The 21601-nt window shown below is 38.9% G+C and carries 25 protein-coding genes and 1 riboswitch; of the genes, 11 read left to right on the top strand and 14 right to left on the bottom strand.

What is annotated here, in order from left to right; translation table 11 throughout:
* Positions 1–75 precede the first annotated feature (75 nt).
* Complete coding sequence (locus V6C71_26755; protein ID HEY9772062.1) at positions 76–480, top strand: NIL domain-containing protein; 405 nt, start codon at positions 76–78, stop codon at positions 478–480.
* Positions 481–526: 46 nt separating this feature from the next.
* Here the strand turns inward: V6C71_26755 and V6C71_26750 are convergent, their stop codons facing one another.
* A complete protein-coding gene (locus V6C71_26750) occupies positions 527–1837 on the bottom strand; it encodes a sorbosone dehydrogenase family protein (GenBank protein ID HEY9772061.1) in 1311 nt (436 codons plus the stop codon).
* Between the two features lie 173 nt (positions 1838–2010).
* On the opposite strand from V6C71_26750, the gene lysS reads away from it, so the two are divergent.
* Together lysS and V6C71_26740 are read left to right on the top strand one after the other, a co-directional pair.
* Positions 2011–3735, top strand: coding sequence for a lysine--tRNA ligase (gene lysS / locus V6C71_26745; GenBank protein ID HEY9772060.1), 1725 nt, complete (start codon positions 2011–2013; stop codon positions 3733–3735).
* A gap of 218 nt (positions 3736–3953) precedes the next feature.
* Complete coding sequence (locus V6C71_26740) at positions 3954–5330, top strand: MATE family efflux transporter (GenBank protein HEY9772059.1); 1377 nt, start codon at positions 3954–3956, stop codon at positions 5328–5330.
* 58 nt (positions 5331–5388) lie between these two features.
* Here V6C71_26740 and V6C71_26735 read toward each other — a convergent pair whose 3' ends face one another.
* From V6C71_26735 to V6C71_26710, 6 genes are all read right to left on the bottom strand, one after another.
* Entirely contained in the window at positions 5389–6465 is a 1077-nt protein-coding gene (locus V6C71_26735; GenBank protein HEY9772058.1) for a glycosyltransferase family 2 protein, read from the bottom strand.
* 363 nt (positions 6466–6828) lie between these two features.
* Complete coding sequence (locus V6C71_26730) at positions 6829–8100, bottom strand: GAF domain-containing protein (protein ID HEY9772057.1); 1272 nt, start codon at positions 8098–8100, stop codon at positions 6829–6831.
* Between the two features lies 1 nt (position 8101).
* Positions 8102–8281, bottom strand: a complete 180-nt coding sequence (locus V6C71_26725) for a hypothetical protein (protein HEY9772056.1) — start codon at positions 8279–8281, stop codon at positions 8102–8104.
* The gene (gene menH, locus V6C71_26720; GenBank protein ID HEY9772055.1) at positions 8278–9096 is read right to left on the bottom strand and encodes a 2-succinyl-6-hydroxy-2,4-cyclohexadiene-1-carboxylate synthase; all 819 of its coding nucleotides are present in this window, start codon (positions 9094–9096) and stop codon (positions 8278–8280) included. The genes V6C71_26725 and menH overlap by 4 nt, the downstream gene beginning before the upstream one ends.
* A 72-nt stretch (positions 9097–9168) precedes the next feature.
* Positions 9169–10302 (bottom strand): glycosyltransferase, encoded by a 1134-nt coding sequence (locus V6C71_26715; protein HEY9772054.1) that lies wholly within the window; start codon positions 10300–10302, stop codon positions 9169–9171.
* Between the two features lie 149 nt (positions 10303–10451).
* Positions 10452–10826 carry a DUF423 domain-containing protein gene (locus V6C71_26710; GenBank protein ID HEY9772053.1) on the bottom strand — a complete coding sequence of 125 codons (375 nt, stop codon included), beginning with the start codon at positions 10824–10826 and terminating at the stop codon, positions 10452–10454.
* Positions 10827–10961: 135 nt separating this feature from the next.
* On the opposite strand from V6C71_26710, the gene V6C71_26705 reads away from it, so the two are divergent.
* The 5 genes from V6C71_26705 to V6C71_26685 all read left to right on the top strand — a co-directional run bounded on the left by V6C71_26705 (position 10962) and on the right by V6C71_26685 (position 13529).
* Positions 10962–11867 carry an amino acid ABC transporter substrate-binding protein gene (locus V6C71_26705; protein HEY9772052.1) on the top strand — a complete coding sequence of 302 codons (906 nt, stop codon included), beginning with the start codon at positions 10962–10964 and terminating at the stop codon, positions 11865–11867.
* A 272-nt stretch (positions 11868–12139) separates the two neighbouring features.
* A complete protein-coding gene (locus tag V6C71_26700) occupies positions 12140–12532 on the top strand; it encodes a response regulator (GenBank protein ID HEY9772051.1) in 393 nt (130 codons plus the stop codon).
* Positions 12533–12759: 227 nt separating this feature from the next.
* The gene (locus V6C71_26695; GenBank protein ID HEY9772050.1) at positions 12760–13002 is read left to right on the top strand and encodes a hypothetical protein; all 243 of its coding nucleotides are present in this window, start codon (positions 12760–12762) and stop codon (positions 13000–13002) included.
* A gap of 96 nt (positions 13003–13098) precedes the next feature.
* Positions 13099–13302, top strand: a complete 204-nt coding sequence (locus V6C71_26690) for a hypothetical protein (protein HEY9772049.1) — start codon at positions 13099–13101, stop codon at positions 13300–13302.
* Positions 13303–13304: 2 nt separating this feature from the next.
* A complete protein-coding gene (locus tag V6C71_26685; GenBank protein HEY9772048.1) occupies positions 13305–13529 on the top strand; it encodes a hypothetical protein in 225 nt (74 codons plus the stop codon).
* Here V6C71_26685 and V6C71_26680 read toward each other — a convergent pair.
* The 5 genes from V6C71_26680 to V6C71_26660 form a co-directional block, all read right to left on the bottom strand.
* Positions 13522–14424 carry a hypothetical protein gene (locus V6C71_26680; protein HEY9772047.1) on the bottom strand — a complete coding sequence of 301 codons (903 nt, stop codon included), beginning with the start codon at positions 14422–14424 and terminating at the stop codon, positions 13522–13524. The two genes, V6C71_26685 and V6C71_26680, sit on opposite strands and share 8 nt — an antisense overlap.
* A 2-nt stretch (positions 14425–14426) precedes the next feature.
* Positions 14427–14645: a hypothetical protein gene (locus tag V6C71_26675; protein ID HEY9772046.1), complete on the bottom strand. Its 219-nt coding sequence runs from the start codon at positions 14643–14645 to the stop codon at positions 14427–14429.
* A gap of 643 nt (positions 14646–15288) precedes the next feature.
* Positions 15289–16209 (bottom strand): CHAD domain-containing protein, encoded by a 921-nt coding sequence (locus V6C71_26670; protein ID HEY9772045.1) that lies wholly within the window; start codon positions 16207–16209, stop codon positions 15289–15291.
* Between the two features lie 81 nt (positions 16210–16290).
* Complete coding sequence (locus V6C71_26665) at positions 16291–16428, bottom strand: hypothetical protein (protein ID HEY9772044.1); 138 nt, start codon at positions 16426–16428, stop codon at positions 16291–16293.
* Positions 16429–16686: 258 nt separating this feature from the next.
* Positions 16687–16938 carry a DUF4278 domain-containing protein gene (locus V6C71_26660; GenBank protein ID HEY9772043.1) on the bottom strand — a complete coding sequence of 84 codons (252 nt, stop codon included), beginning with the start codon at positions 16936–16938 and terminating at the stop codon, positions 16687–16689.
* Between the two features lie 37 nt (positions 16939–16975).
* Positions 16976–17042, bottom strand: a riboswitch (Glutamine riboswitch).
* Between the two features lie 311 nt (positions 17043–17353).
* Here V6C71_26660 and V6C71_26655 point away from each other — a divergent pair.
* Positions 17354–18673: a glycosyltransferase family 1 protein gene (locus tag V6C71_26655; GenBank protein HEY9772042.1), complete on the top strand. Its 1320-nt coding sequence runs from the start codon at positions 17354–17356 to the stop codon at positions 18671–18673.
* Positions 18674–18773: 100 nt separating this feature from the next.
* Positions 18774–19289 carry a hypothetical protein gene (locus tag V6C71_26650; GenBank protein ID HEY9772041.1) on the top strand — a complete coding sequence of 172 codons (516 nt, stop codon included), beginning with the start codon at positions 18774–18776 and terminating at the stop codon, positions 19287–19289.
* A 35-nt stretch (positions 19290–19324) separates the two neighbouring features.
* Here the strand turns inward: V6C71_26650 and V6C71_26645 are convergent, their stop codons facing one another.
* Complete coding sequence (locus V6C71_26645) at positions 19325–19963, bottom strand: hypothetical protein (GenBank protein ID HEY9772040.1); 639 nt, start codon at positions 19961–19963, stop codon at positions 19325–19327.
* Between the two features lie 142 nt (positions 19964–20105).
* A complete protein-coding gene (locus V6C71_26640) occupies positions 20106–20624 on the bottom strand; it encodes a hypothetical protein (protein HEY9772039.1) in 519 nt (172 codons plus the stop codon).
* A 395-nt stretch (positions 20625–21019) separates the two neighbouring features.
* On the opposite strand from V6C71_26640, the gene V6C71_26635 reads away from it, so the two are divergent.
* Positions 21020–21556 (top strand): DUF2294 domain-containing protein, encoded by a 537-nt coding sequence (locus V6C71_26635; GenBank protein ID HEY9772038.1) that lies wholly within the window; start codon positions 21020–21022, stop codon positions 21554–21556.
* The last annotated feature ends 45 nt before the right edge of the window (positions 21557–21601 follow it).

The raw sequence follows: 21601 nt of genomic DNA, 5'->3' as shown, positions 1-21601 counted from the left end.
TAAATTTATAGATCGATATATTTATTATATTTATTCACTCGCGCTTCTTATTCTATCTATAATCGATGACTATCTATGAAAAAACGAGTAACCATAACTGTTCCCAGGACAGCAATTCAAATTCCCCTTACTTATCGTTTAGCCAAAGAGTTTAATGTTGCTACAAATATAATTCGCGCTCAGGTTGCGCCTAATCAGATCGGTAAATTGGTAGTGGAGTTGCAGGGAGACATCGATCAGATTGATGCTGCGATTGAATGGATGAGGATGGGCGATTTTCAAGTTTTTTCCGCCAGTGGCGAGATTGCCATTGATGAAGCTAGCTGCGTGGATTGCGGTTTATGTACGGGGGTATGTCCAACTCAGGCTTTAGTCTTAAACCCAGAAACCTTTAGGTTAGATTTTCGGCGATCGCGCTGTATTGTTTGTGAACAATGTATTCCCACCTGTCCTGTGGCTGCTATTTCTACCAATCTTTGATATTTATAGTAGCAGGGGCAAGTAGCAGTGCCTTGCCCCTACAATGTTAGCTTCCCTGGTAGCTGATGCGATAAATCCGATTATTACCATCTTCGGCCAGCAGCAAACTACCATCTGGCATGACTTGTAAACCCACGGGACGAGCAAAAGTATCTGGTCCATCTGGTTTAGTCAAAAAGCCGGTTAAAAAATCTTCATAATATCCCAGAGGTTGGTGATCTTCGCCAAAGGGAACAAAAACAATCTTATATCCCGTCCCGCGATCGCGATTCCATGAGCCACGGAATGCCACAAACGCGCCGTTATGATACTTTTGCGGGAATTGCTGTTGAGCGTAAAACTGCACCCCCAAGGCTGCCGAATGAGCCTGAAACAAGACATCAGGAGTAATAGTTTTAGCTGCCAAATCGGGTTCTTCGCTCTTATTTCCCTGCATACGGCGCGGATCGAGTAAGTTAGGCGAGAGATAGGCATAAGGCCACCCATAAAAGCCACCCTGTTCGACCTGAGTCAAATAATCTGGTACTAAGTCATCTCCTAGCTGATCTCTTTCATTTACCGTGGCAAAAAGTTCTCCTGTAACGGGATGGAAATCTAAGCCAACGGGGTTACGCAAACCATAAGCATAGGTAGAACGTGATGAACCATCCAAGTTCATTACCTGAATTGAGGCGCGGGGTAGTTCTTCTGATTCAACATTAGAACGAGAACCAACTGAAACATAGAGTCGATCGCCCTTTGGAGAAGTAACCACGTTACGGGTCCAGTGTTGGTTGTATCCCCCTGGTGTTAGTTGGGTAATTTCTGTTCCTGTCCCGTCAAGCTTTAGCTGTCCTGGTTGATAGTCAAACCGTAAAACTTCGCCTGTATTAGCAACATAAAAAGAACCCCCAGCAAAAGTTATTCCTAAAGGCTGATCGAGATTATTTTGGCGATCGGCAAATGTCTGTTTAACTTCGGCAACCCCATCGAGATCCTTATCCTGTAAGAGAGTAATTGTATTTTGCTTAGACTGTACCGCCAATACGTCCCCGTCTGGAGTCACATTCATCCAGCGCACACCTGGTAAATTATCTGCAAATACATTGACGCTAAATCCAGGAGGAACTTGCAATACAGGATTATCGGGTACTGGAATTACGTTGGGAGAATTGCTAGCGGACTCGGTAGCATATGGTTCGGGTAAATCAGCTAAGGTAATTTTAATTGGGCTGGGAGTTAAAGGCTGAGTCGTAATCGTCGTCTGTGGTGATTGGGTAGCAGAATCGGCAACTGAGGCAGGAGGAATTAAATTACAGCCTGTTACAACGGCAGCCAATCCTAAAGTAATAGTTATGTTTCTGGGCTGGATAAACATCTAACAATTCAGCATAAAGGCGAAAAATCAAGTCAGTTAAAGGTCTTTGATACGTTATAATTCAATACTGTTTGTCAAAATTATAAACCGCATTTTCCTTCAATCACTCAAAGAGGAAGTGTAATTGACAATAGACAGCTAGATTAATTCTATCCTCATAAATTTTAGTAGTAATGGCAGAAGACAAATCACCCAACCAATCCCAGAGTGGTTCTAACCTAGAAGAAATTCGTGCCACCAGAATTGAAAAGGTAGCCCAAATCAAGGAGTTGGGCTTAAATCCTTATGCTTATAAGTGGGAATCGAGTCATCATGCTGCTGAATTACAGTCAAAATATGTCGATCTGGCTGCGGGAGAAGAGGTTGAAGATCTAGTGGCGATCGCTGGTAGGATTATTGCTCGTCGTGTTTTTGGTAAGCTGGCGTTTTTTGAACTGCAAGACGAAACAGGAAAAATCCAGCTTTACCTAGATAAAAAAAGAATCAACAATACCATGTCAGACGAGTTAGTCGGGGCGTTCAATCACCTGAAAAAGCTGTCGGACACAGGTGATATTTTGGGTGTCAAAGGTACGATCAAAAGAACCGAAAAAGGCGAGCTTTCCGTTTACGTCAACGAGTTTCAAATCCTGACTAAATCTTTGTTACCCCTGCCTGATAAATGGCATGGTTTAACTGATACCGAAAAACGTTATCGCCAGCGTTATGTAGATCTAATTGTTAACCCTCAGGTAAGACAAACTTTCCGCGTTCGAGCCAAGATCACGGCTGCAATCCGCCGTTACCTAGAAACTAGAGATTTTTTAGAAATTGAAACCCCTGTTTTACAAAGCGAAGCTGGGGGTGCAGAAGCTCGTCCTTTTATTACCTATCACAATACCTTGGAGATGGATCTCTATCTCCGCATCGCCACTGAATTACACCTCAAAAGGTTAATTGTCGGTGGTTTTGAACGTGTCTTTGAGATGGGTAGAATTTTCCGTAACGAAGGGGTATCTACTCGTCACAATCCTGAATTTACTTCGATTGAGGTCTATCAGGCTTATGCTGACTATCACGACATGATGATCTTAACGGAAAACATGATTAGCGATGTGGCGCAAGAAGTTCTTGGTATGAATAAAGTTACTTATCAGGGGCAAGAAGTAGATCTGACTCTTCCCTGGCGCAGAGTAACTATGCAAGAAGTTGTTCGCGATGCTACGGGAGTAGATTTTGCTCAGTTCGATGACTTCGACTCGGCGAAAACCGCAGCAAAAGAGGCAGGAATTGAAGTACCCGCAGACTGTCAAACTATTGGTAAATTGCTCAACGAGGCTTTTGAACAAAAAGTAGAAACTACTCTGATTCAGCCTACTTTTGTAATTGACTATCCCGTAGAAATATCACCCCTGGCTAAACCCCATCGAGATAAACCAGGATTGGTAGAAAGATTTGAGCTGTTTATGGTGGGCAGAGAAACCGCCAACAGCTTCTCGGAGTTAACCGATCCTTTAGATCAACGTGCAAGGTTAGAAGCCCAAGCCGCAAAGAAAGCAGCAGGAGACTTAGAAGCGCAAGATATTGATGAGGACTTTTTGGCAGCCTTAGAGTATGGAATGCCTCCTACAGGTGGTTTGGGTATCGGCATTGATCGCTTAGTAATGCTGTTGACTGACTCTCCTAGCATTCGTGACGTGATTGCCTTTCCTCTGCTCAAAAATCAAAGTACTGCCGTTAAATCTTTTGACTACGATGTCGCGCAAAAAACTCTCCGCCTTGTTTTTGGTAACGGTAGCGTTTATAAATACGCTGATGTTCCTGAATCTATTTATCAAGAGTTAAAAGAAACTAGTTCTGTTGGTCAATACTTCAATTCTCAAATTAAAGATAAATTTGGCTTTGATCGCGAGGTTTGATCGACACCTATTAAATCTAGATAATTATTACGTAAGTACTACGCGAGCCAATTGCTTTATTTAACTGTTTGATTTCTACTCTTGGTTTTTACCCACTCTATAAGAGAAAGCAAGCTAATTTTCGGTTGAAGGCGATCGCTTTTGTAGATCAGCGTTGTTAAATTTCCCATCAAATTTTCCAATTAATCAAAGCTCAAATATATTAGCCAGGTTTAATTGTGCAGTTCGATAAATCTTCTCTGCTATATCGGGAGACAAAACAATTGCTCTCCTTAGCAATTCCATTGACTGGCGCACAGCTAGCGCAAGCGCTTACGGGCTTTTTTGACACCCTGATGATGGGTCGTTTAGGGGCATCAACCCTAGCTGCGGGAGGTTTGGCTTCGATTACTTTAATGACTCTCATTGGTATTGCTGGAGGAGTGGTGATGGTGGTTACTCCTTTAGTTGCGGAAGCTTATGGTGCAAATCAAAAAAATCGCATTGCCTTGATAACCAGTCAGGGATTTTGGTTAGTCTTGCTGCTAACAATGCCGATCGCGGTTATAGTTGCCAAAGTTGATTCACTCTTGCTACAGCAAGGACAAGATCTTGTCGCCGTAACTTTAGCCAATACTTATTTAGATATCATGGTTTGGGCTTGCTTTCCCGCTTTGGGCTTTATGCTGCTGCGAGGAGTAATCTCTGGTTTGTCTCATGTCCGCCCAATTATGGTTATTGTTGCTGCGGGAACGCTATTTAACGTTACGGGTAACTATATTCTCGCTTTTGGTAAGTTGGGTTTTCCTCGTTTAGGAATAGCGGGCTTGGCGATCGCTAGCGTGATTACTTTCTGGGGGATGTTTTTTGCCTTAGTAATTTATCTAATTCGGCATCCTCAGTTAAAAACCTATCAGTTATTTTCTCGGCTAAATCAGTTTCAGCCAGCGATAATCTGGAAATTGATTAAACTTGGCACTCCAGTTGGCATTTTTATCGCCTTAGAGTCAGGACTATTTGCCATCATTACTTATCTCATGGGTGCATTAGGAACAGAAGCACTAGCTGCTCATCAAATAGTGTTGCAAACAATCGTTATTTTATTTATGATTCCTTTGGGGATATCTTATGCTGCCATGGTCAGGGTTGGACAATGGTTTGGCGAAAAAGATCTTAAAGGTATTCAAAGAGCGGGATATCTCAGTATTGCAGTCGGACTAGTCTTTAATATTCTGGTGGCGATCGCCATAATATTTTTTCCTCAGTCAATTATCGGACTCTATCTAGATCTAAATGATCCTGCTAATATATCCGTAATTAAGATGGCTTCCCCTCTGTTAACTATTGGTGTGATCGCCCTAATCCTAGACGGGATGCAAAAGATAGTTTATGGCGTACTTCAAGGACTTCAAGATCCTGAAATTCCTTTGCTGTTGAGCATTCCTGCATTTTGGGGTATTGGTTTGACTACAGGCTATATTCTTGGCTTCGAGCGGGGGATGGGAGGAATCGGCTTGTGGCTCGGACAGTCTATTGGATTAGCTATCGCAGCTATACTTTTTTTAGGTCGTTTTGTAGCTGTAGTAAATAAGTTGAGTCGAAATTACAAATCATAAGCTTACACCAGCCTGCTGCCAGAGCCTTAGATAATTATTAACCTACGCTGACTATGCCTTAAAGCAATTTAGCTGATTTTAGCTCGCTTTGAAGCGATTTTTTGGTGCTGCGATAAGCAGGCTGCACTTTATTTGCAGCAAAATTCACCTGACTATTTTTCTTGGTTTCCCGAATATTGAAGAGCTTTTTAGTTAAGACCATAATCAACTTTTGGGATAAATCTTGTAAGACCTCAGGACTGGCAATTATTTGTTGAATAACTTGCAGTAACTTTTTTTCTTTGGCACTTTCTAGCAACCGATAGTACGCCAGTCTTTTCTGAAAAATAATTAGATTTTGCCATAAAGCCTGAAGCAACTTTGAGTCAGTTTGTGAATTAACTTCTTGATAGATAAAGCTTTTAGTTATTTGACAAGACTGAGATAGGTATTCAGTTGGTTTTCTCGTCGAAAGAGATGAAACCCTGGTTCGATAATAGTAATAAGACTGACTAATTAGGTGAAAACGCGCTTTTCGTCTGAGACATTCCAAATAAAGCGCAAAATCTTCGCCCACTCTAATATTTTCGTCGTACCGAATCTTGTTTTTGAGTAAAAATTTGCGTCTAATTATTGGTTTGGTATAGCCCAAACTCCAATTTCGTTGGGCATTTATCGGCGGTAGGCGATCGCTGGCAACAAATTTCACCGCATCGATGAATGGGATCTCTAACAGTCGCTCTTGAGGACTCTCAGATAGCAACGTACTCCAGGGTTGCTGTTCACCGTCTCTAATCAGAAATAGATCGTCGGCAATCAAGTCTGCATCTTTTTCCTCGGCTATCTCCAGCAGTTTTTCGATTCGCTCTGGCGCATACCAGTCGTCAGAGTCTAAAAGTGCAATCCATTTGCCCTTTGCCTGCTCGATACCTCGGTTGCGTCCATAGCTTACGCCTCTATTGCGATTATTTTTGATGATTTTTAATCTTTTATCAAGAAAACTGCCTGCGATCTTAACGGTAGAGTCGGTAGAAGCATCATCTACGAGAATTACTTCCAAATTGGTATAGCTTTGGTTAAAAACAGATTTTAAAGCTTGTGAAACATATTCCTGGCTATTGTAGGCAGGAATGATGATGGATACTTCTGGATTCATAAATCTATTTAATTTTCCCTATGATACTTTTTCTATATTTAGGATGTAGCCTTATAAAATATGCCAATGATTTTAATCCAGCAATATTTATATAATATTCTGCTTGCTAATAATTTGACTGATATCTGCTAAGTTGCCTAAACACACTCGTTTTAGACCAATAGATAACGCAAATCTTTTTTAACGCGCAATACAGTATGCTGTTTCCAGGATTTATTGTTGATTGATTCAACCATCCCAAAAAAAAGTAAAAATTTGGCTACACTTTGAATATTGAATCATAGTTTGTTGAAATTACAAAGGGTGTAATATCGGCTGCTATGTGAAGCCAAATTACACCCTTAATTTAAATTAAATTAATAACTAAAAATTAATTATACTTAAGCTCGGGATCTTTGTATATGAAGCGATCGCTTCATATAAAATTGTATTTGCTTCATCCCCACTACTATTAACTGCAATCAAAGGTCGTCTTAGCTTAGCGGTAATAATTAATAGCTTTCTAATAATAATTTGAATTAATTTAGTATCTTTCTTTGTTTGTATCGAGGTGTTTTGATTAATTTGATTAATTTCGCGCTCTAGCAGTTTATTTAGGTTATTAACCTCTACTAAAATTTTGCCACTATACTCGATTGGTTGCTTAATCTGCTGAACTTTTGACTTTGCTATGACAATAGCATCTTTAACGTGATCTAGCTGACTCAATCCAGCCTCGATTGTCTGAAACTGTTCTTTGAGCTTGGCTTTTGAGAGAGATAAGCCCGTATGGAAAGCAATTTGCTTAAACTGTTCAATTTCTTCAGGTTGCCAGTCTTTGAAGCTAAAGCACTGATGAGCCACCAGCAACCCATATATTATTCCATTATCCCAATTAATCGGAGCGACTAAATTAGATCTTACGCCTATTTTTGCCAGGTTTTCAACATAGCAATCAGTCATACCTGCTTCGTAAATGTTAGGAAATGAGCTAATTCTACCCTGCTGATATTTATCAATGTAGCGAAATTCAAAACAAGGATCTTTAATGACGCTGCCCAAAATTGGGGCTAAAGCAGAGACGGTAGCCTCACAGACAATTTCTCCCATACTTTGGTCTTGCAAACAATAGACCACAACGCGATCGCAGTTTAAGATTTCTCTTGCGCGATCTACCCCCTGCTGCAATACTTCTGAGCTTGTTGTGGCACTATGTATTTTTTGAACGGCAGCAGCAACTATTTCCTGAGCTTGCTGAATATTCTCCAGCCGAGATGCTAAATCTAAGCGTGCCTGTTGCTGAGATATTTGCGCCATAAGCCAATTTGCTACCTGGAGTACAAATTCTACTTCTGATTGCTGCCACAAGCGTTTTCCCGAACATTGATGCATTACCAATAGTCCATACAGAGAATTATCTTGGCGAACTATTGGCACGACTAAATTAGATTTAAGCTCAATCTTTTCCAGATTTTCAATATGACAAGGATCAATTCCCGATTGATAAATATCAGTAATTGCTCGAACTCTTCCCTGGCGATATTTTTCAATATATCCCGCCTGGAAACAGGGATCTTTAATTGTTGCCCCCAAAGTTTCACTATAGCCAGCAGTTATGGCTTCAGCGACAATTTTACAATATGAATCTGACTGCAAACTATAGACTACAGCGCGATCGCCTGATCAAAATTTGATGTACGATCTCAACTCCAGCCTGTAGCGTCTCTTCTTCTGTTGTGAGGGTACGAAGCTGCTTAAAAATTTCCGTAAAGACACTGTCGAGCTGTAAACTATTAGCCGGAATTTGCGACAATGATAGTGATGGTTGAATAGTCATGCACGGGGACTTTTATACAGCAAGATCTGATTTATTAAGTTGGCAAACTGGGCTGGCTGTTCAAAATGAACATTATGTCCGCTATTTTCAACTACATTCAAACTTGCTTGAGGACATAAACTAGCCATCTGTTGATTAATCTCCCTAAATTTTGCGTCTAGCGCACCGACAATTAGTAACACAGGTATTTGAACTTCCGCCAGATAACTCCACAGTGAAGGCTGCATTCCCAAGCCGATTAGGCGTAAAGATTTAGCGAGCTTTAAAGGGTCATTTTTTAACCTGATGACGATCGCCTGGTGGTAATGAGGATGTTGCACCAAAGATCTAAATAAAGGATTGGCATACCATTGCTGGAGAAACTGAGCCAAATCCATAGATTCAAGCTGTTTGGCTAGCTTTAAGTCCCGTTCAATTCGGCGATCGCGTTCTGATTGAGTCTCTAATCCTGGGGAAGCAGATTCCAAAATAACTCCCTGAAAATATTGAGGAAAAAAAACGCTTAGATAAAGTGCAATCCTCCCGCCCAGAGAATAGCCAACTAACCAACACTGCTCGATCGCCAATGCTTCTAGTAATCCAATCAATCCTAGGGCGGTATTAGGCATTTGGTAATCAGCATCTTGCCCAACTTTTGTTTGACCATGACCTGGCAAATCGACTACTAAACAACAAAATTTTGATAGGCGATTAATTACTGCTAAGAATTCATGACAGTTACCCATAAAACCATGAAGCCACAAGATTATCGGTTTTTGGCGATCGCCGATGAGGGTATAATTAAAGCTACAGTCATGTAATTCAAAAATCGACATTTATCTTTCCTTTACCTCGCCACCTTGGCACAATCTCAATTAGCAAACCAGCACGATCCTTTGAGGAGTAGTTCAGGCAGCAGAAATGCTGTACTTGGCATTTAATACGTTGCGGTAATAGCTCTGTAGCTGTTTGGTTGCAGCAGCCCAACCCCATTGCTCTGCTTCGCTGCGGGCATTACGGCGTAATTCTTCTCTAGCTTGGGTAGCTTCTAATAAAGACTTGGTGGCGGTAATTGCACCATCAGGATCGTCTGGTTCAAACAAATAGCCGTTTACACCATTAGTCACAATATCAGGAATACCACCCGAACGAGCCGCTACTACAGGACAGCCAGCGGCCATTGCTTCTAGTAAGACTAAACCCAAAGTTTCGGTGCGGGAGGGGAAGACAAAAGCATCGGCAGATGCAAAAGCAGACGCTAATTCTAATCCTTGAAGATAGCCCACAAAATGAGTTTTTGTTCCAGCAAAATGAGTTTTTAATGCTTCTCGATTTGGTCCATCTCCGACAATTGCCAAATGTGCTTGGGGAATTGCTTCTAATACAGGCTTGATTTGATCGATTTGTTTTTCGGCCGAAACTCTACCGACGTAAAGCAACAAGGGAGCGTCAGGGTTGCCCTGTGATAAACGCGATCGCATCTGTGTCGAGGCTAAATGGGGTTGGAACATTTCTGTATCTACGCCTCGCTGCCAAAGATCTACCCTTTCGATACCATGAGTAATCAACTCTGTAACCATCACGCTAGAGGTGCAGAGATTTAACCGCGCTTTATTATGAGCAGCCTTTAATAATTCCCACAGCAGCCCTTCTAATGCTCCTAAACCGTAATGCTGGAGATATTGGGGCAAATGGGTATGATAAGAAGCAACTAGGGGAATATTCATTATTTTGGCATAGTAGATGCCTCCTACCCCTAAAAAGGCGGGATTTACCACATGAATTAGGTCTGGTTGAAATTCTTCGATGGCATTTTTAGTTCCAATGGGAGGCAAGGCTAATTTTAGTTCAGGATACAAAGGTAACGGCATACCAGGTACGCCATAAATTTTCGCTCCTTTATATTCTGTCAAGCCTCCTTCTGGAGCAACTACCAAAACGCGATCGCCGTTACGTTCAAGATGCTCGATGGTATGGCGTAGGCGAGTGACAATTCCATCAACCTTGGGTAAAAACGTTTCTGTAAATAAGGCAATACGCATAATAAATATTTAAGCTATAAATTCAGTCGGTTATAAATTTTGAAGAATTAAAAAATACATGGTCTGATTAATAAGCTATGTAAGATTTTACCGCTAGTTTTAACCAAGTTTACTCATAATTCTTTCTTAGGGCTGGCTTAACTATTCTTTTACTCAATTCCCCAAGCTGCAACTGCTAAACAAATCCAGCCGATAATAAATGCTACTCCGCCCAAAGGGGTAATCGCACCGAGCCATTTTATGCCGCTGAGACTTAGGGCATATAGACTACCGCAAAAGAGCAATATTCCCGCAATAAAAGCATATCCCGCGACTAATAAAGATGTTGAAGTAGGCAAACGGGTTATAAGTAAGGCAATTAAGATTAGAGCCAGGGCATGATACATCTGGTATTTAGTTCCAGTCTCCCAGATTTCTAGAGCGCGATCGCTCAATCGCTCTTTTAAGGCATGACTAGCAAACGCACCTAAAATGACGGAGATACCGCCCAATACCGAAGCGATCGCCAGAAAAATTCGAGTCACAAGCTTAGTTTGGTTAGTTATTAACAAATAATAATATTTTTTGGAGAAAATCTTAAATAACAGTGATTAAACTGGTCAATTTACGATTTTTGGCTTAACACTGTTAACGAACTTAATTGAAGCTAGGCAAAATTTATGTTGCGATATTTATGGGCGAACAAAACGGCTATTTCTCTCTTTAGTTTAAGTCTGTTAATTGGCATTATTCCTCATGCTGTTGCCGAAACGGTAGCCGAAAAAATTGCTCGTACTGGAAAATTGACTGCTGGTACGAGTAAAGATGCTTTACCTTTTGCCTATCGCAATGCCGAGGGTGAGTTAGTCGGCTATTCAATTGATATTTTGCAATTAATTACCAATCAGCTAGAAGAGGAATACGACCGAGAAATTAAACTAGAATTAGTTGCCTTAGAGCCTAAAGAACGTCTGCCTAAATTGATCGACGGTGAGGTTGACATTGTTTGCGATGCGAGTAGTTTTACCTGGAAACGCGATCGCGTCGTGGATTTTTCCTTTAGCTATAGTTCTACAGGAACAAGGCTATTAACTAAAAAAGGTAATAATTTTTGGGATGCTGACTCTTTAGTGGATCGACGTATCGGGGCTTTAGCCAAAACTACTAACGAACAAACCATTAGACGCGTCCAACCCTTAGCGGAGATGGTTATAGTAAAAGATCGTGCGGCTGGGTATGAAGCATTACGACAGGATGAAATTGATGCTTTTGCCTCAGATGGACTTCTACTGGAAACCTGGTTAAGCAATATTCCTAATCCTGAAGACTTTCAAATAGTCGGGGATTATTCTCGTGAAGGAATTGGTTGTATGGTACCAGAAAATAATTCTCAGTTTTTAAATACCGTTAACTATACTTTAGTTGAATTTATGCAGGGGTTTTTAAATGACAAACCCGAATACGTCACCATTTTTGAGGAGTGGTTTGGCGCACAAGGAGTACTTCCTCTGACTCAAGATTTGAGAAATATTATGATTGATAATATGCAATTATTAATCGATTTTAGCGATCAAATCATCGATTAGAGCCAGCCCAATTGTCAATCGATTTTCTGCTGTGGATTAAAGCGTTTGTGTTGCTGCGATCGGCACAATAATATAATTGAAATATAATTGAGCAAAATACCTACGCAATATTGCTTTGAACACCAATTAATCATCTAAAGCAGCTTATTTTTTTAAGTATTTATAAACCTAATGCTTTAGTTTTAGATTCTATCATTAGGTAGACATATAACTAGATTGGGTTTTTGTAAAATAAGTTAGTAAGAATAAAGATATGCAGACAAGTTTGAAAAATGGGCGTAACGCGATATAAACAAGAAAAATGTATTTTAGTAGTAGATGATTCCACGGATAATTTATATTTAATGCAGTTAATTCTTGAGAATCAAGGATACAGGGTAAAAACAGCAGATAGCGGAGAAATAGCTCTTGATCGAGTTAAAAGCTATCAGCCAGACCTCATTTTTTTAGATGTAATGATGCCCAAAATGGATGGATATGAGGTAGTTCAGCAACTACGAGAAGATGATAACTTACCATTAATCCCGATTTATTTTGTTACAGCCGATAAATGCACCGACTACGATCGAGCGATCGCGGCTGGTGCTAACGGGATAATTTACAAGCCGATTGAAATTGACGAGTTGCTATCACAAGTTGCACGTACCTTGACTGCATCCAAATGATAATTAAATCAGTTAAACTGACTTAGTCGCAGTTTTTAAATAATCAATAATTATCAATAGTTTTGCTTGAAATTTTTCTTGTATATAATGCTACTGATTGCCCCTATTTAGCATCAAATTTAACAGTCACTTTACAATTTGTAAGATTAAACTTTTGATAGATAAATTATCAAAAAAAAATAAATAGCATGATTGTAAATACAAAAAACTAGGAGCAACTTTAAGTCATGAAAGAAATGTGCTGGCTACCATGCAAAGAAAACCAATTAAACATGGCACTTCATTTGAGAGAATATCCTCATCAGCCTTGGAAAGTGTATAAAGCCACTCCTCATGCTGTACCAGATCATCAAATACCTAAAGGTTCAAAAGGTTGGGCAACTTTCCAGCATTTACGTCAGAATGGTTGGAGTTTAATTAGTAGCGAACAAGCTAAGTCTTTTGTATCTCCAGCAATAATAAAACGTTAGGTTAAAGTTAGGTTCTAATTGCTTAAAACCAACCGCTTAACCTATTAAAACCAAGAGCTTTACACAATTTTTTTAGACAATTCCAATATTAACTAGATGAGTAAACAGAAAAACGGAGAAAATTTTCCTCAAACTTTAAAAAGAGGTATTTGGGTATTAGGAACAAGTTCTTGGGTATTTGGTATAAGCGATCGCAGCATTGCATCTTTAGCTGACGGCTATATTTCCGCTATAGATTTGATTCAACTTTTTACGGCTTCATTTTTCTTTATTAGTTGGTTATTTTTGAGACCAGAATAATTATGAGTATCAATTGTTTAAATCAACCTAAATTCAAATGCAATCAAATAGTTAGCTTTATCGGCGGAAGTGGTAAGGTTAAATCTATTCAAAAGCAAGATAACTTCTGGTCATATACTATCGAAATGAGCCAAGGAGCAAAACCTGAGTTTGGACGAGTAGGTGCAGAGACAACTATTGTTTTAGAAGAACAAGATATCCGCCAGGTAAATAAAAAATTTAATTGAAAGGTATTGTCTTAATCGCCCATTTAACTAGTGGTGGCACAAACAAACAGCCTTCAATTAAAATACTATAAACCCAACGAGGCGTATCGATATTTACCAGCCAAACATAAGTAAGATTGACTAATGTAGCAATAATAATTTCTGGCTCATAGGGAAAAACATTGGCAATCCAAGCACCAATTATAGTTAGCAACATTAATAAATTCATTCCCATCAAGATAATTTTTGTTCCTCTAATTCCCACCATAATTGGCAAAGTAACTACTCCTTTTTGGCTATCGGATTCTACATCTCGAATATCAAAAGTATGAGAATTAGTCACAATAAAGACAAACATAAATAGACTTGTCAAAGCTGTAACTAAATCGAATTGAGCATCAGTATAAGCTAGAGGTAGGGCAATAACAGCATAAGTTAAGACACTGCCGACAATCCAAGCTTTTGAACCAGGAATATCTTTTAAGCGATACCATCGCCAGGCAAATTGATCTTTCCTAGGGAACAAAGGTATGCCGTAAAGTAAGGGAATAATTCCCGCAATACTCACATATCTAACTCTTAAAGGTGCATAGATAAGCAAGCCAATGGTAGCTGCGATCGCCATCAACAATAAAGCCCAAATACAAGACTGGCGGAAAAATAACTGCGCTTTGGCATCAGGTATCTCTTGAAAATAAGAATCAAAAATACGATCTAAATTATAAGGAATTAAGGCGGTTACAAATATTAAAGCAATTGGCTGCCAGTTATGAGTTAATCCTAATATTTTTTGAACGTATATTCCCAAAAAAGCGATCGCAGCGGCAACCCAAATACTTGGGTAAATAATTAGTTGTATAAAAAGGTTGTAAAACCATTTTGCAATAGAAATTTTTGACTCTTGTATTCTGTCCAATGCTAATTAATTAAATGTTTAATTGATTGAATATTTGAAATTAATTCGGACTTTTTCAGCTTTAATTTTGCTATTTTAAGCTTACTAGTCAGATTTAATCCATCAAAATTTAATTCCTCAATATTAGGCATTTCTTGATGACAGCTAGGACAAAACCAATAAACTCGATGATGATTTATATGTCTCAGTAAATGATCGTGACAACAAATACAAATATTCATCAAATATCCTGTTTTTTATAGATCAGCCGACCTTGAAGATTAGGGGACTGGTTAATTTGTATCATTAAAGTTTAGTAGTGCTAGTTAAAAATGTTTATTTTTAAGTGGCTTTAAGACAATTGTAAGGTCGCGAATTTGCTACTGTCTCTCTCTTTTGATATACTTGCGCTGAAAATTGTCAAAGTTTTCCACAGCGAAGGTTTTGGTGAAACTAACCAAATATCACCAAAAAATGTCGAATCTAATACCATTTCTCAAAAATAATCAAAGACTTAGTAGGTAGGGGAGCCACTGGGTTGCCCGTGCATGATATGCCCTAAAGGACTAGCTGAGTCCGAAGGACTTGCTTCGCGACGCGGAGGTATCCTCCGTCTTCTGCAAGTGGCGTTAGAACGATAGTCAAACGCCAACAGAAATCTTTTAATCGTTGGCTTGATGCACGAAACTTAACCTACTAATACGTCTAGATTAATTTGTTGGGTATTGAAAATTTTTTTAGCCCCCTAACCCCCAAGCTTGGGGGAATCAACCCAGTACTTTAGCCTAGAAGTGGTACTACTACTGTCGAACCCGAAGGGCTAATAGCCTATAGCTAAAAACAATACTTAAATCAGCAACGCCTTATATATATAATCCAATTTTCTCAGCGAGCAACCTTTTGATTATCTTCTTGCCAAACCTGCCAGTAATTACCTAAGCGACGAGCAAAGTTTTTCGGCTTTTCGGTATAAATCTTTTTACCCAAAGATATTGCTGCTGTTCGTAGTTCTTTCTGGCGGCGTTCGATCAAAGGAATTAAAAAGTCTAATTCGCGATCGCGATCAAATCTTTTTGGTTGACTAGAAACAAACTCTTTTAATACTGCCAAATCATGATCTTCACCCAGATAATTAGATAAAACATGAGTTTGCTCAACCCATGTTTGAACTAAATCCTTCCAGATAGGATTAATAACTTGTAATTGATAGCGGAGATATTTAACTCGCTTACGCCATTCGTGAAAATTTTCTGCTGTTGGTTTAGATATAACTTTAGCTAAATCTTTGTAACCGCGAGCGTAAACTCGGTTTAAACTTTGATCGACTGCTGACCAACTGTTCGACTTAATTGTCCAATTATTAATGTCGTCTTGGGCATCTTTTAATTCATTTTTAACCAAGCTCAACACATCGCCATCCACAACACGCTGATACTCTTGGCGATAATCAACATAAAGTTCTCGACGAATATTGCTAAACAACTCTGGAGAAAATGGATCGGCATGGGCGATTAAATTGTCCAAAGTTTTGATCCCAACCTTGCTATCTCTTAACTTCGATAAATTACGTCCTATATCTCGAAAGGACTGATTGTTTTGTTCATAAATCGAGGGAGGGAGGCTATATCGTACTAAGCGAAGCACTGCTCTCGTTTTTTTCAACCGTGTGCGAGCTTGATGGACTGCTTCATCAACCCCAAGCTTACCAGTACAAGTTAATTCCGTAATTGCTTTTTTTGTTTGTTCTGAGGCAATTCTTTTGATTCCTGTCGATACAGATTCTTTGCCCTTCAATTTGTAGCTCATTATCTAAATTGATTAATATTAGTGTACTCAACCGGGCTGTAGTATTTGCCTCCAGGGGTCAAATTCAAATCTTCTTCTAACTCAGAGGCGATTTTTGCCAATAAAACGAGCAATTGCCGTGGAGTGAAATAAATGCTGTTTTTTAATAGTGACTAGATTGATAACAGTATTTCCGACAATGCTTAAAGATAATATTAAAAGTAACTTGATTAAAATCATCTATAATTCCTCTGGTGTGTAATATTTTACTTCGCTAATAGAAGTAATTTAGTTATTTACATACTAGAGAAAGTAAGCGCGATCGCTATTCATCCTTAAGATAGAATATGTATGGAAAATTGCCCCAGTTACGGAGCAAAATACAAACTGTTTCGCTGTTTAATTTAATCAATCAAAACTAATAATCAACTAACCTTAACCTATTTTCTTGTATAGATGGCGTAGTAAGAAATTATGGTTATTACTAACCAGTTTCTTTTAATTTACGCCTAAATTGCGATCGCGCTTTTCCAGAGTAACATTGGATTTTCCTAACGGTGCAGATACAGGTTGGCTGTAGTATGGCACGCCCCGATAAGTTAAATTAAATTTTGGTTGAAGTGTTAGGTTAGTCTTCAAATTATGGTGACGCCAATCTAGTCCCCGATATTTTCCTGCTACCTTTCCTTCTGCAAACGTAACCGTTGGTGGGTTATAGTCGTAGTCTATTCCGCGATAACGTAATTTCATAATTTTCGCCTCCAATTGTAATAACAAATAATCGCGAGGCGCGTTCCTTCAGGAGCTATTCCTTACTTCCGTCTCTCTATTTTTCAGTTAGAGAAATGAACGATATTTATATATATATATATTAAGTTTAGAGCGAACAAATAAAAATTACCTAGAATTTTAGTTCGGTAAATACGATTTTTTCGGCTGGTTTCCCAGATAAGTAGATTAATCGAGCAAACTACGACTCAAGAAAGATGTATATTTTGGCGAATTTTAATAACTTCAAAGATAGTAGTTCTATTTGGGCAAAAAAAAATTAGTCTCTAAAGATACTGGTTGTGAAGTTTAATTGTTGTAGATTATTTCTCAGCTTTAGTGAAGTTGCTATATTAGAACATCGATTATTAAATAGACCACAAATAATGCCAAGGTTATGTTACCTAACAATAAAAGAAAAATTGCTCTTATCTCGGTTCACGGCGATCCAGCTATTGACATTGGAAAGGAAGAAGCCGGGGGACAGAATGTATATGTTAGGAAAGTAGGAGAAGCCCTGGCGCGTTTGGGTTGGCAAGTAGATATGTTCACCCGTCGCAGTAGTGAGGAGCAAGCAAAGATTGTCGAGCATGGTCCTAACTGTCGTACGATACGTTTAAATGCAGGTTCACCAGTATTCATTAAAAGACAAAATATTTTCCAGTATTTACCAGAATTTGTCACAGCTTTCTTAGAATTTCAAGAACAGCAAGAAACTATTTATCCTCTAATTCATACCAACTACTGGCTTTCTGCTTGGGTAGGAATGGAGTTAAAAAAACGGCAGCAAAGCAAGCTTGTGCATACATATCACTCTTTAGGTGCGGTTAAATATAAATCAGTTAACAAAATACCTGAAATTTCGCAAACTCGCTTAGAAATAGAAAAGCAATGTTTAGAAACTGCCGATATGATAGTTGCTACTTCTCCACAAGAGAAAGAACATATGCGATCGCTTCTATCAGAACAAGGGAATATTACCGTAATTCCCTGCGGTACTGACGTTGAAAGTTTTGGTAGCGTTTCTCGACTAGATAGCAGAGTCAAATTGAATATCAAGCCAGAAGCCAAAGTTATTTTATACGTAGGACGATTCGATCCGCGTAAAGGTATTGAAACTCTAGTAAGAGCGGTAGGCTGCAAAGAAGTAAAGCTACATCCCGATTTAAAATTAATTATAGTTGGCGGCAGTACCCCAGACAGAAAAGACGGCAAAGAAAGAGAACGAATAGAAGCTATCGTCAAAGAATTGGGGTTAGAGGAAATAACTACTTTTGCTGGACGTATCGAACACACAGACTTAACTTATTATTATGCAGCAGCAGATGTCTGCGTTGTTCCCAGTCATTACGAACCTTTTGGCTTGGTAGCAATTGAAGCAATGGCTTGTAGCACGCCAGCTATAGTTTCTGAGGTTGGAGGTTTGAAATTTACCGTAATTAACGAACTAACTGGATTATTAGTGCCACCACAAGACGAAAAGGCTTTTGCTCAAGCGATTAACCGAGTACTATCCTATCCAGCCTGGAGTAGACAATTAGAAAAAGATGCCCGCAAAAGAGTCGAATCGATGTTTAGCTGGGATGGTGTGGCACAACAATTAGAACAACAATACCTAACTATACTAAATCAAAAACAACCACAGCTTTTAACCGCAAAAATTGGCATTGCTGATTTAAGTAATGACATACAAAATAATACTGTTCGTAGTTATTGACTATTAGCTCTTAGCCATTAGCTCTTAGCTTTTAAGTAGTTTCTATTTGCAGCCGAGACAAACGCATTGCCCATCAAAACTTCATTTAATTAAAATTATCATGAATTATTTAGTTACAGTTTTAGCAGACAAACAACAGGCTGAAGAAGCGTCCTCTATTGTACGTCAGGAGGGTATCCCAGAAGACAAAGTTACTATTCTGGGAGAAGGCTATCAGAGTGCCGATCAATTTGGCTTAATCGATCCTAATCAACAGGCTGGCAAAAGAGCCAAAAAGCTGGCTTATGGATTAGTTCCATTTGGTTTTGTTGCGGGATACGTATTTAATGTACTCACTGGTATCGAACTTTTTTCTTTTACCAATTCTATTACCGAACATATTATTGGTGGTATTTTGGGTGCAGCTTCTGGATTACTAGGCGCGATTATTGTCGGCGGTGGTGTTGGCTTAACAGTAGGCAGCGGAGATGCTTTAACCTATCGTAATCGTCTCAATGCGGGGCAGTATATTCTTATTATCCAAGGAACAGATAGTACAATTCGTCAAGCTACGAAATTATTGCGTCAATTTGAGCCTGAATATATTCAAGGATATACAGAACCAGTTAATGTTTAAAATGCGAAGCTTTTAGCTTTAGTTGAATTATCAAACTAGTCAAGCGTCGTAAATTGATTTTGCCAACTGCTATAGCTGTAGGAATTATGGCTCAACAATTTTGCCCCTTGATAACTTCTCGCAGCCTGTTCTACTACTTCTCGTAGATGCTGTTCACTCAACTGGTTTTTACTATCTAGAGCCATTTCAAAAGCGATACTCCACCAGCGATCGCTTTTAACCTTTAAGTCGGTTAACTCTATTTTTACGTTGCGATATGTTTTTTGCTCGCGCCGCTTATGAACAGAAAGCCAACTCGTTTGATTCACTAAATCAGCAGTAAGTAAATTAGAGTCTTGTAAATCCTGTTGACTATATTTACACCACTGTTCGATCTTGCCTGACCAAATAGCTGAATCGTCAATCTGACCAAATTGATAAATTCCCAGTTCTTGCTGTCTCAGCTTCAGTTCTAAATTTCCTTGACGTAATTTAAGATTAACTGCTTCGGGATCTACGGTACGAAATAAACAGGCTTTAAGGCGATCGCTAGGCAGATTTTGCTCGGCATATAAATCTTCTCTGTCAGGTTCATCCTCAAGTAATTCCCCTGGGCATTCAAGTTTAAACCAACGCTGCACTACTACTGATGGCATTCCTGCGACAAACCAACGTAGTTCTAAGGTTGTTTCCATAATTGGTACAATAACGTTCGCTTAAGCCCCCCAGCCCCCAAAATTGGGGGAGCCAGATTTAAATAAGTCCCCTAGAGTTGGGGGATTTAGGGGGCGGACAAAATGTAGCGACTAACCGAACAGTATTGCCCTGCACCTCTAGTTACCGTCTATCTGCTTCTTCAACTACACCGCCCTGTTGGGCAATAATTTCTCTGGTGAGGGATATTTCTGCTGCTGTTCCTTCAACCACGACCAAATATTTTTTAGTTTCAGTATGTTCATTTTTGCCAGCATTAGCTTTAAGTACGCTAGCACCACTTAAACCCGAAATTAAACTCATTCCCGCAGCACCAACTATTGCACCCATAACAGGCGAAAAGTAGTGTATTGGTCGAAAATTACTGATTGCAGCTAATCCCAAGTCAGCAAAATTAGTCAGAACTAAGCTAATAGATAAACCAATTAAAGCTCCTAATACTGCTCCTGCGATCGCGCCTGCTTTGAGATTGGAGATCGCTTCCGTATCTTCTAATTGAACTGGCTCTTGAAAGTTTTCAGTTTCGACGACAATTTTTTCTGGCTTAATACCAGCTTCTTTCAGCTTGGTTACTGTCGTCTCCGCTGCTTGTTTGGTTAAAAATTTCCCCCAAGTGGATTTGATGGCTGAGGATGATGACATAGTTAAAGAATTAAGTTAGTTAAATATCGGTAAATAAACTTACTTGTATTAAATAACAATTGCCTAAAAAATTCATCCTTCAAAAGATAGGCAAATAATATTAATTTTAGTGAATAGAAATGGTAAGTTTTTTTAATATCGACTAATAGAATTTGATATTTAAGGTGATACGATTGCCACTTTTTAGTCTTAAGTCACTAGTTAATAAATACTTAAATTATCTATATCCAAATAGGGATGTTATCTGCCGCTGAGCTGATTAATCTAAACTTAAATTAAGTTTATTCCTGCATTGACGACAAATAAATTTTTGATACATTTTCATGGCTAAAAGAGATTAGTATCGATGTAGTTTTAGTTATTTTTACCAGGAGCAAAATTATCAATTTAGAGTTATGAGTTTCGAGCGCCAAATAAATTCTTACCCTACAGTTGGACAATTAGAACGAGAAATAGCCCAAAAAATTAATTCTCTGTATTATATCCAGTTTTCTCACCGAGCCAGCCGAGTCGATTGCCATTTATTCGACAGGAAATTGATTATCTTTTTTGAGGATGTGATAACTGCTGTCGAGCAGACTTTAAGAGGCGCAGCCACATCTACTGTTAACTTAGATCAGGTTCGTACTTTATTAGATGCTGCGATCAAACCGAAAATGGAACAGTTGATTCAAGACATTACCCAAGTACAGGTCAATCGATTCATTTACAATACAAATAGTGAAACTGGTAGTGCCATAGCAATTGTCATATTAGCAAGTGCGCCTCAAGTTCGACACAAAAAATCAAATCGTCGCAAAAACGTACTTCAATTCAATAAACAAAAAAAAAGATTTGACTATGGCGATCGAGATCACAGTGTAGCGAGTTCACAAATCAAAGTTAGTTTAGAACATGAAGACATACATAAAGACATAAAATCCAACATCTGAGATAACCCTGGGCCAAACACTCGTCCAGGTAAAATATTTAATGTT

This window comes from Coleofasciculaceae cyanobacterium (assembly GCA_036703275.1).
Classification (GTDB): Bacteria; Cyanobacteriota; Cyanobacteriia; order Cyanobacteriales; family Xenococcaceae; genus Waterburya.
This window is presented reverse-complemented; position numbering and strand designations above follow the sequence as displayed.

Coding starts and splice junctions, on each gene's coding strand:
- V6C71_26755 (HEY9772062.1), top strand. CDS start 76: ATGAAAAAACGAGTAACCATAACTGTTCCCAGGACAGCAATTCAAATT.
- V6C71_26750 (HEY9772061.1), bottom strand. CDS start 1,837: ATGTTTATCCAGCCCAGAAACATAACTATTACTTTAGGATTGGCTGCC.
- lysS (HEY9772060.1), top strand. CDS start 2,011: ATGGCAGAAGACAAATCACCCAACCAATCCCAGAGTGGTTCTAACCTA.
- V6C71_26735 (HEY9772058.1), bottom strand. CDS start 6,465: ATGAATCCAGAAGTATCCATCATCATTCCTGCCTACAATAGCCAGGAA.
- V6C71_26725 (HEY9772056.1), bottom strand. CDS start 8,281: ATGACTATTCAACCATCACTATCATTGTCGCAAATTCCGGCTAATAGT.
- menH (HEY9772055.1), bottom strand. CDS start 9,096: ATGTCGATTTTTGAATTACATGACTGTAGCTTTAATTATACCCTCATC.
- V6C71_26715 (HEY9772054.1), bottom strand. CDS start 10,302: ATGCGTATTGCCTTATTTACAGAAACGTTTTTACCCAAGGTTGATGGA.
- V6C71_26705 (HEY9772052.1), top strand. CDS start 10,962: ATGTTGCGATATTTATGGGCGAACAAAACGGCTATTTCTCTCTTTAGT.
- V6C71_26700 (HEY9772051.1), top strand. CDS start 12,140: ATGGGCGTAACGCGATATAAACAAGAAAAATGTATTTTAGTAGTAGAT.
- V6C71_26695 (HEY9772050.1), top strand. CDS start 12,760: ATGAAAGAAATGTGCTGGCTACCATGCAAAGAAAACCAATTAAACATG.
- V6C71_26690 (HEY9772049.1), top strand. CDS start 13,099: ATGAGTAAACAGAAAAACGGAGAAAATTTTCCTCAAACTTTAAAAAGA.
- V6C71_26685 (HEY9772048.1), top strand. CDS start 13,305: ATGAGTATCAATTGTTTAAATCAACCTAAATTCAAATGCAATCAAATA.
- V6C71_26675 (HEY9772046.1), bottom strand. CDS start 14,645: ATGAATATTTGTATTTGTTGTCACGATCATTTACTGAGACATATAAAT.
- V6C71_26670 (HEY9772045.1), bottom strand. CDS start 16,209: ATGAGCTACAAATTGAAGGGCAAAGAATCTGTATCGACAGGAATCAAA.
- V6C71_26665 (HEY9772044.1), bottom strand. CDS start 16,428: ATGATTTTAATCAAGTTACTTTTAATATTATCTTTAAGCATTGTCGGA.
- V6C71_26660 (HEY9772043.1), bottom strand. CDS start 16,938: ATGAAATTACGTTATCGCGGAATAGACTACGACTATAACCCACCAACG.
- V6C71_26655 (HEY9772042.1), top strand. CDS start 17,354: ATGTTACCTAACAATAAAAGAAAAATTGCTCTTATCTCGGTTCACGGC.
- V6C71_26650 (HEY9772041.1), top strand. CDS start 18,774: ATGAATTATTTAGTTACAGTTTTAGCAGACAAACAACAGGCTGAAGAA.
- V6C71_26645 (HEY9772040.1), bottom strand. CDS start 19,963: ATGGAAACAACCTTAGAACTACGTTGGTTTGTCGCAGGAATGCCATCA.
- V6C71_26640 (HEY9772039.1), bottom strand. CDS start 20,624: ATGTCATCATCCTCAGCCATCAAATCCACTTGGGGGAAATTTTTAACC.
- V6C71_26635 (HEY9772038.1), top strand. CDS start 21,020: ATGAGTTTCGAGCGCCAAATAAATTCTTACCCTACAGTTGGACAATTA.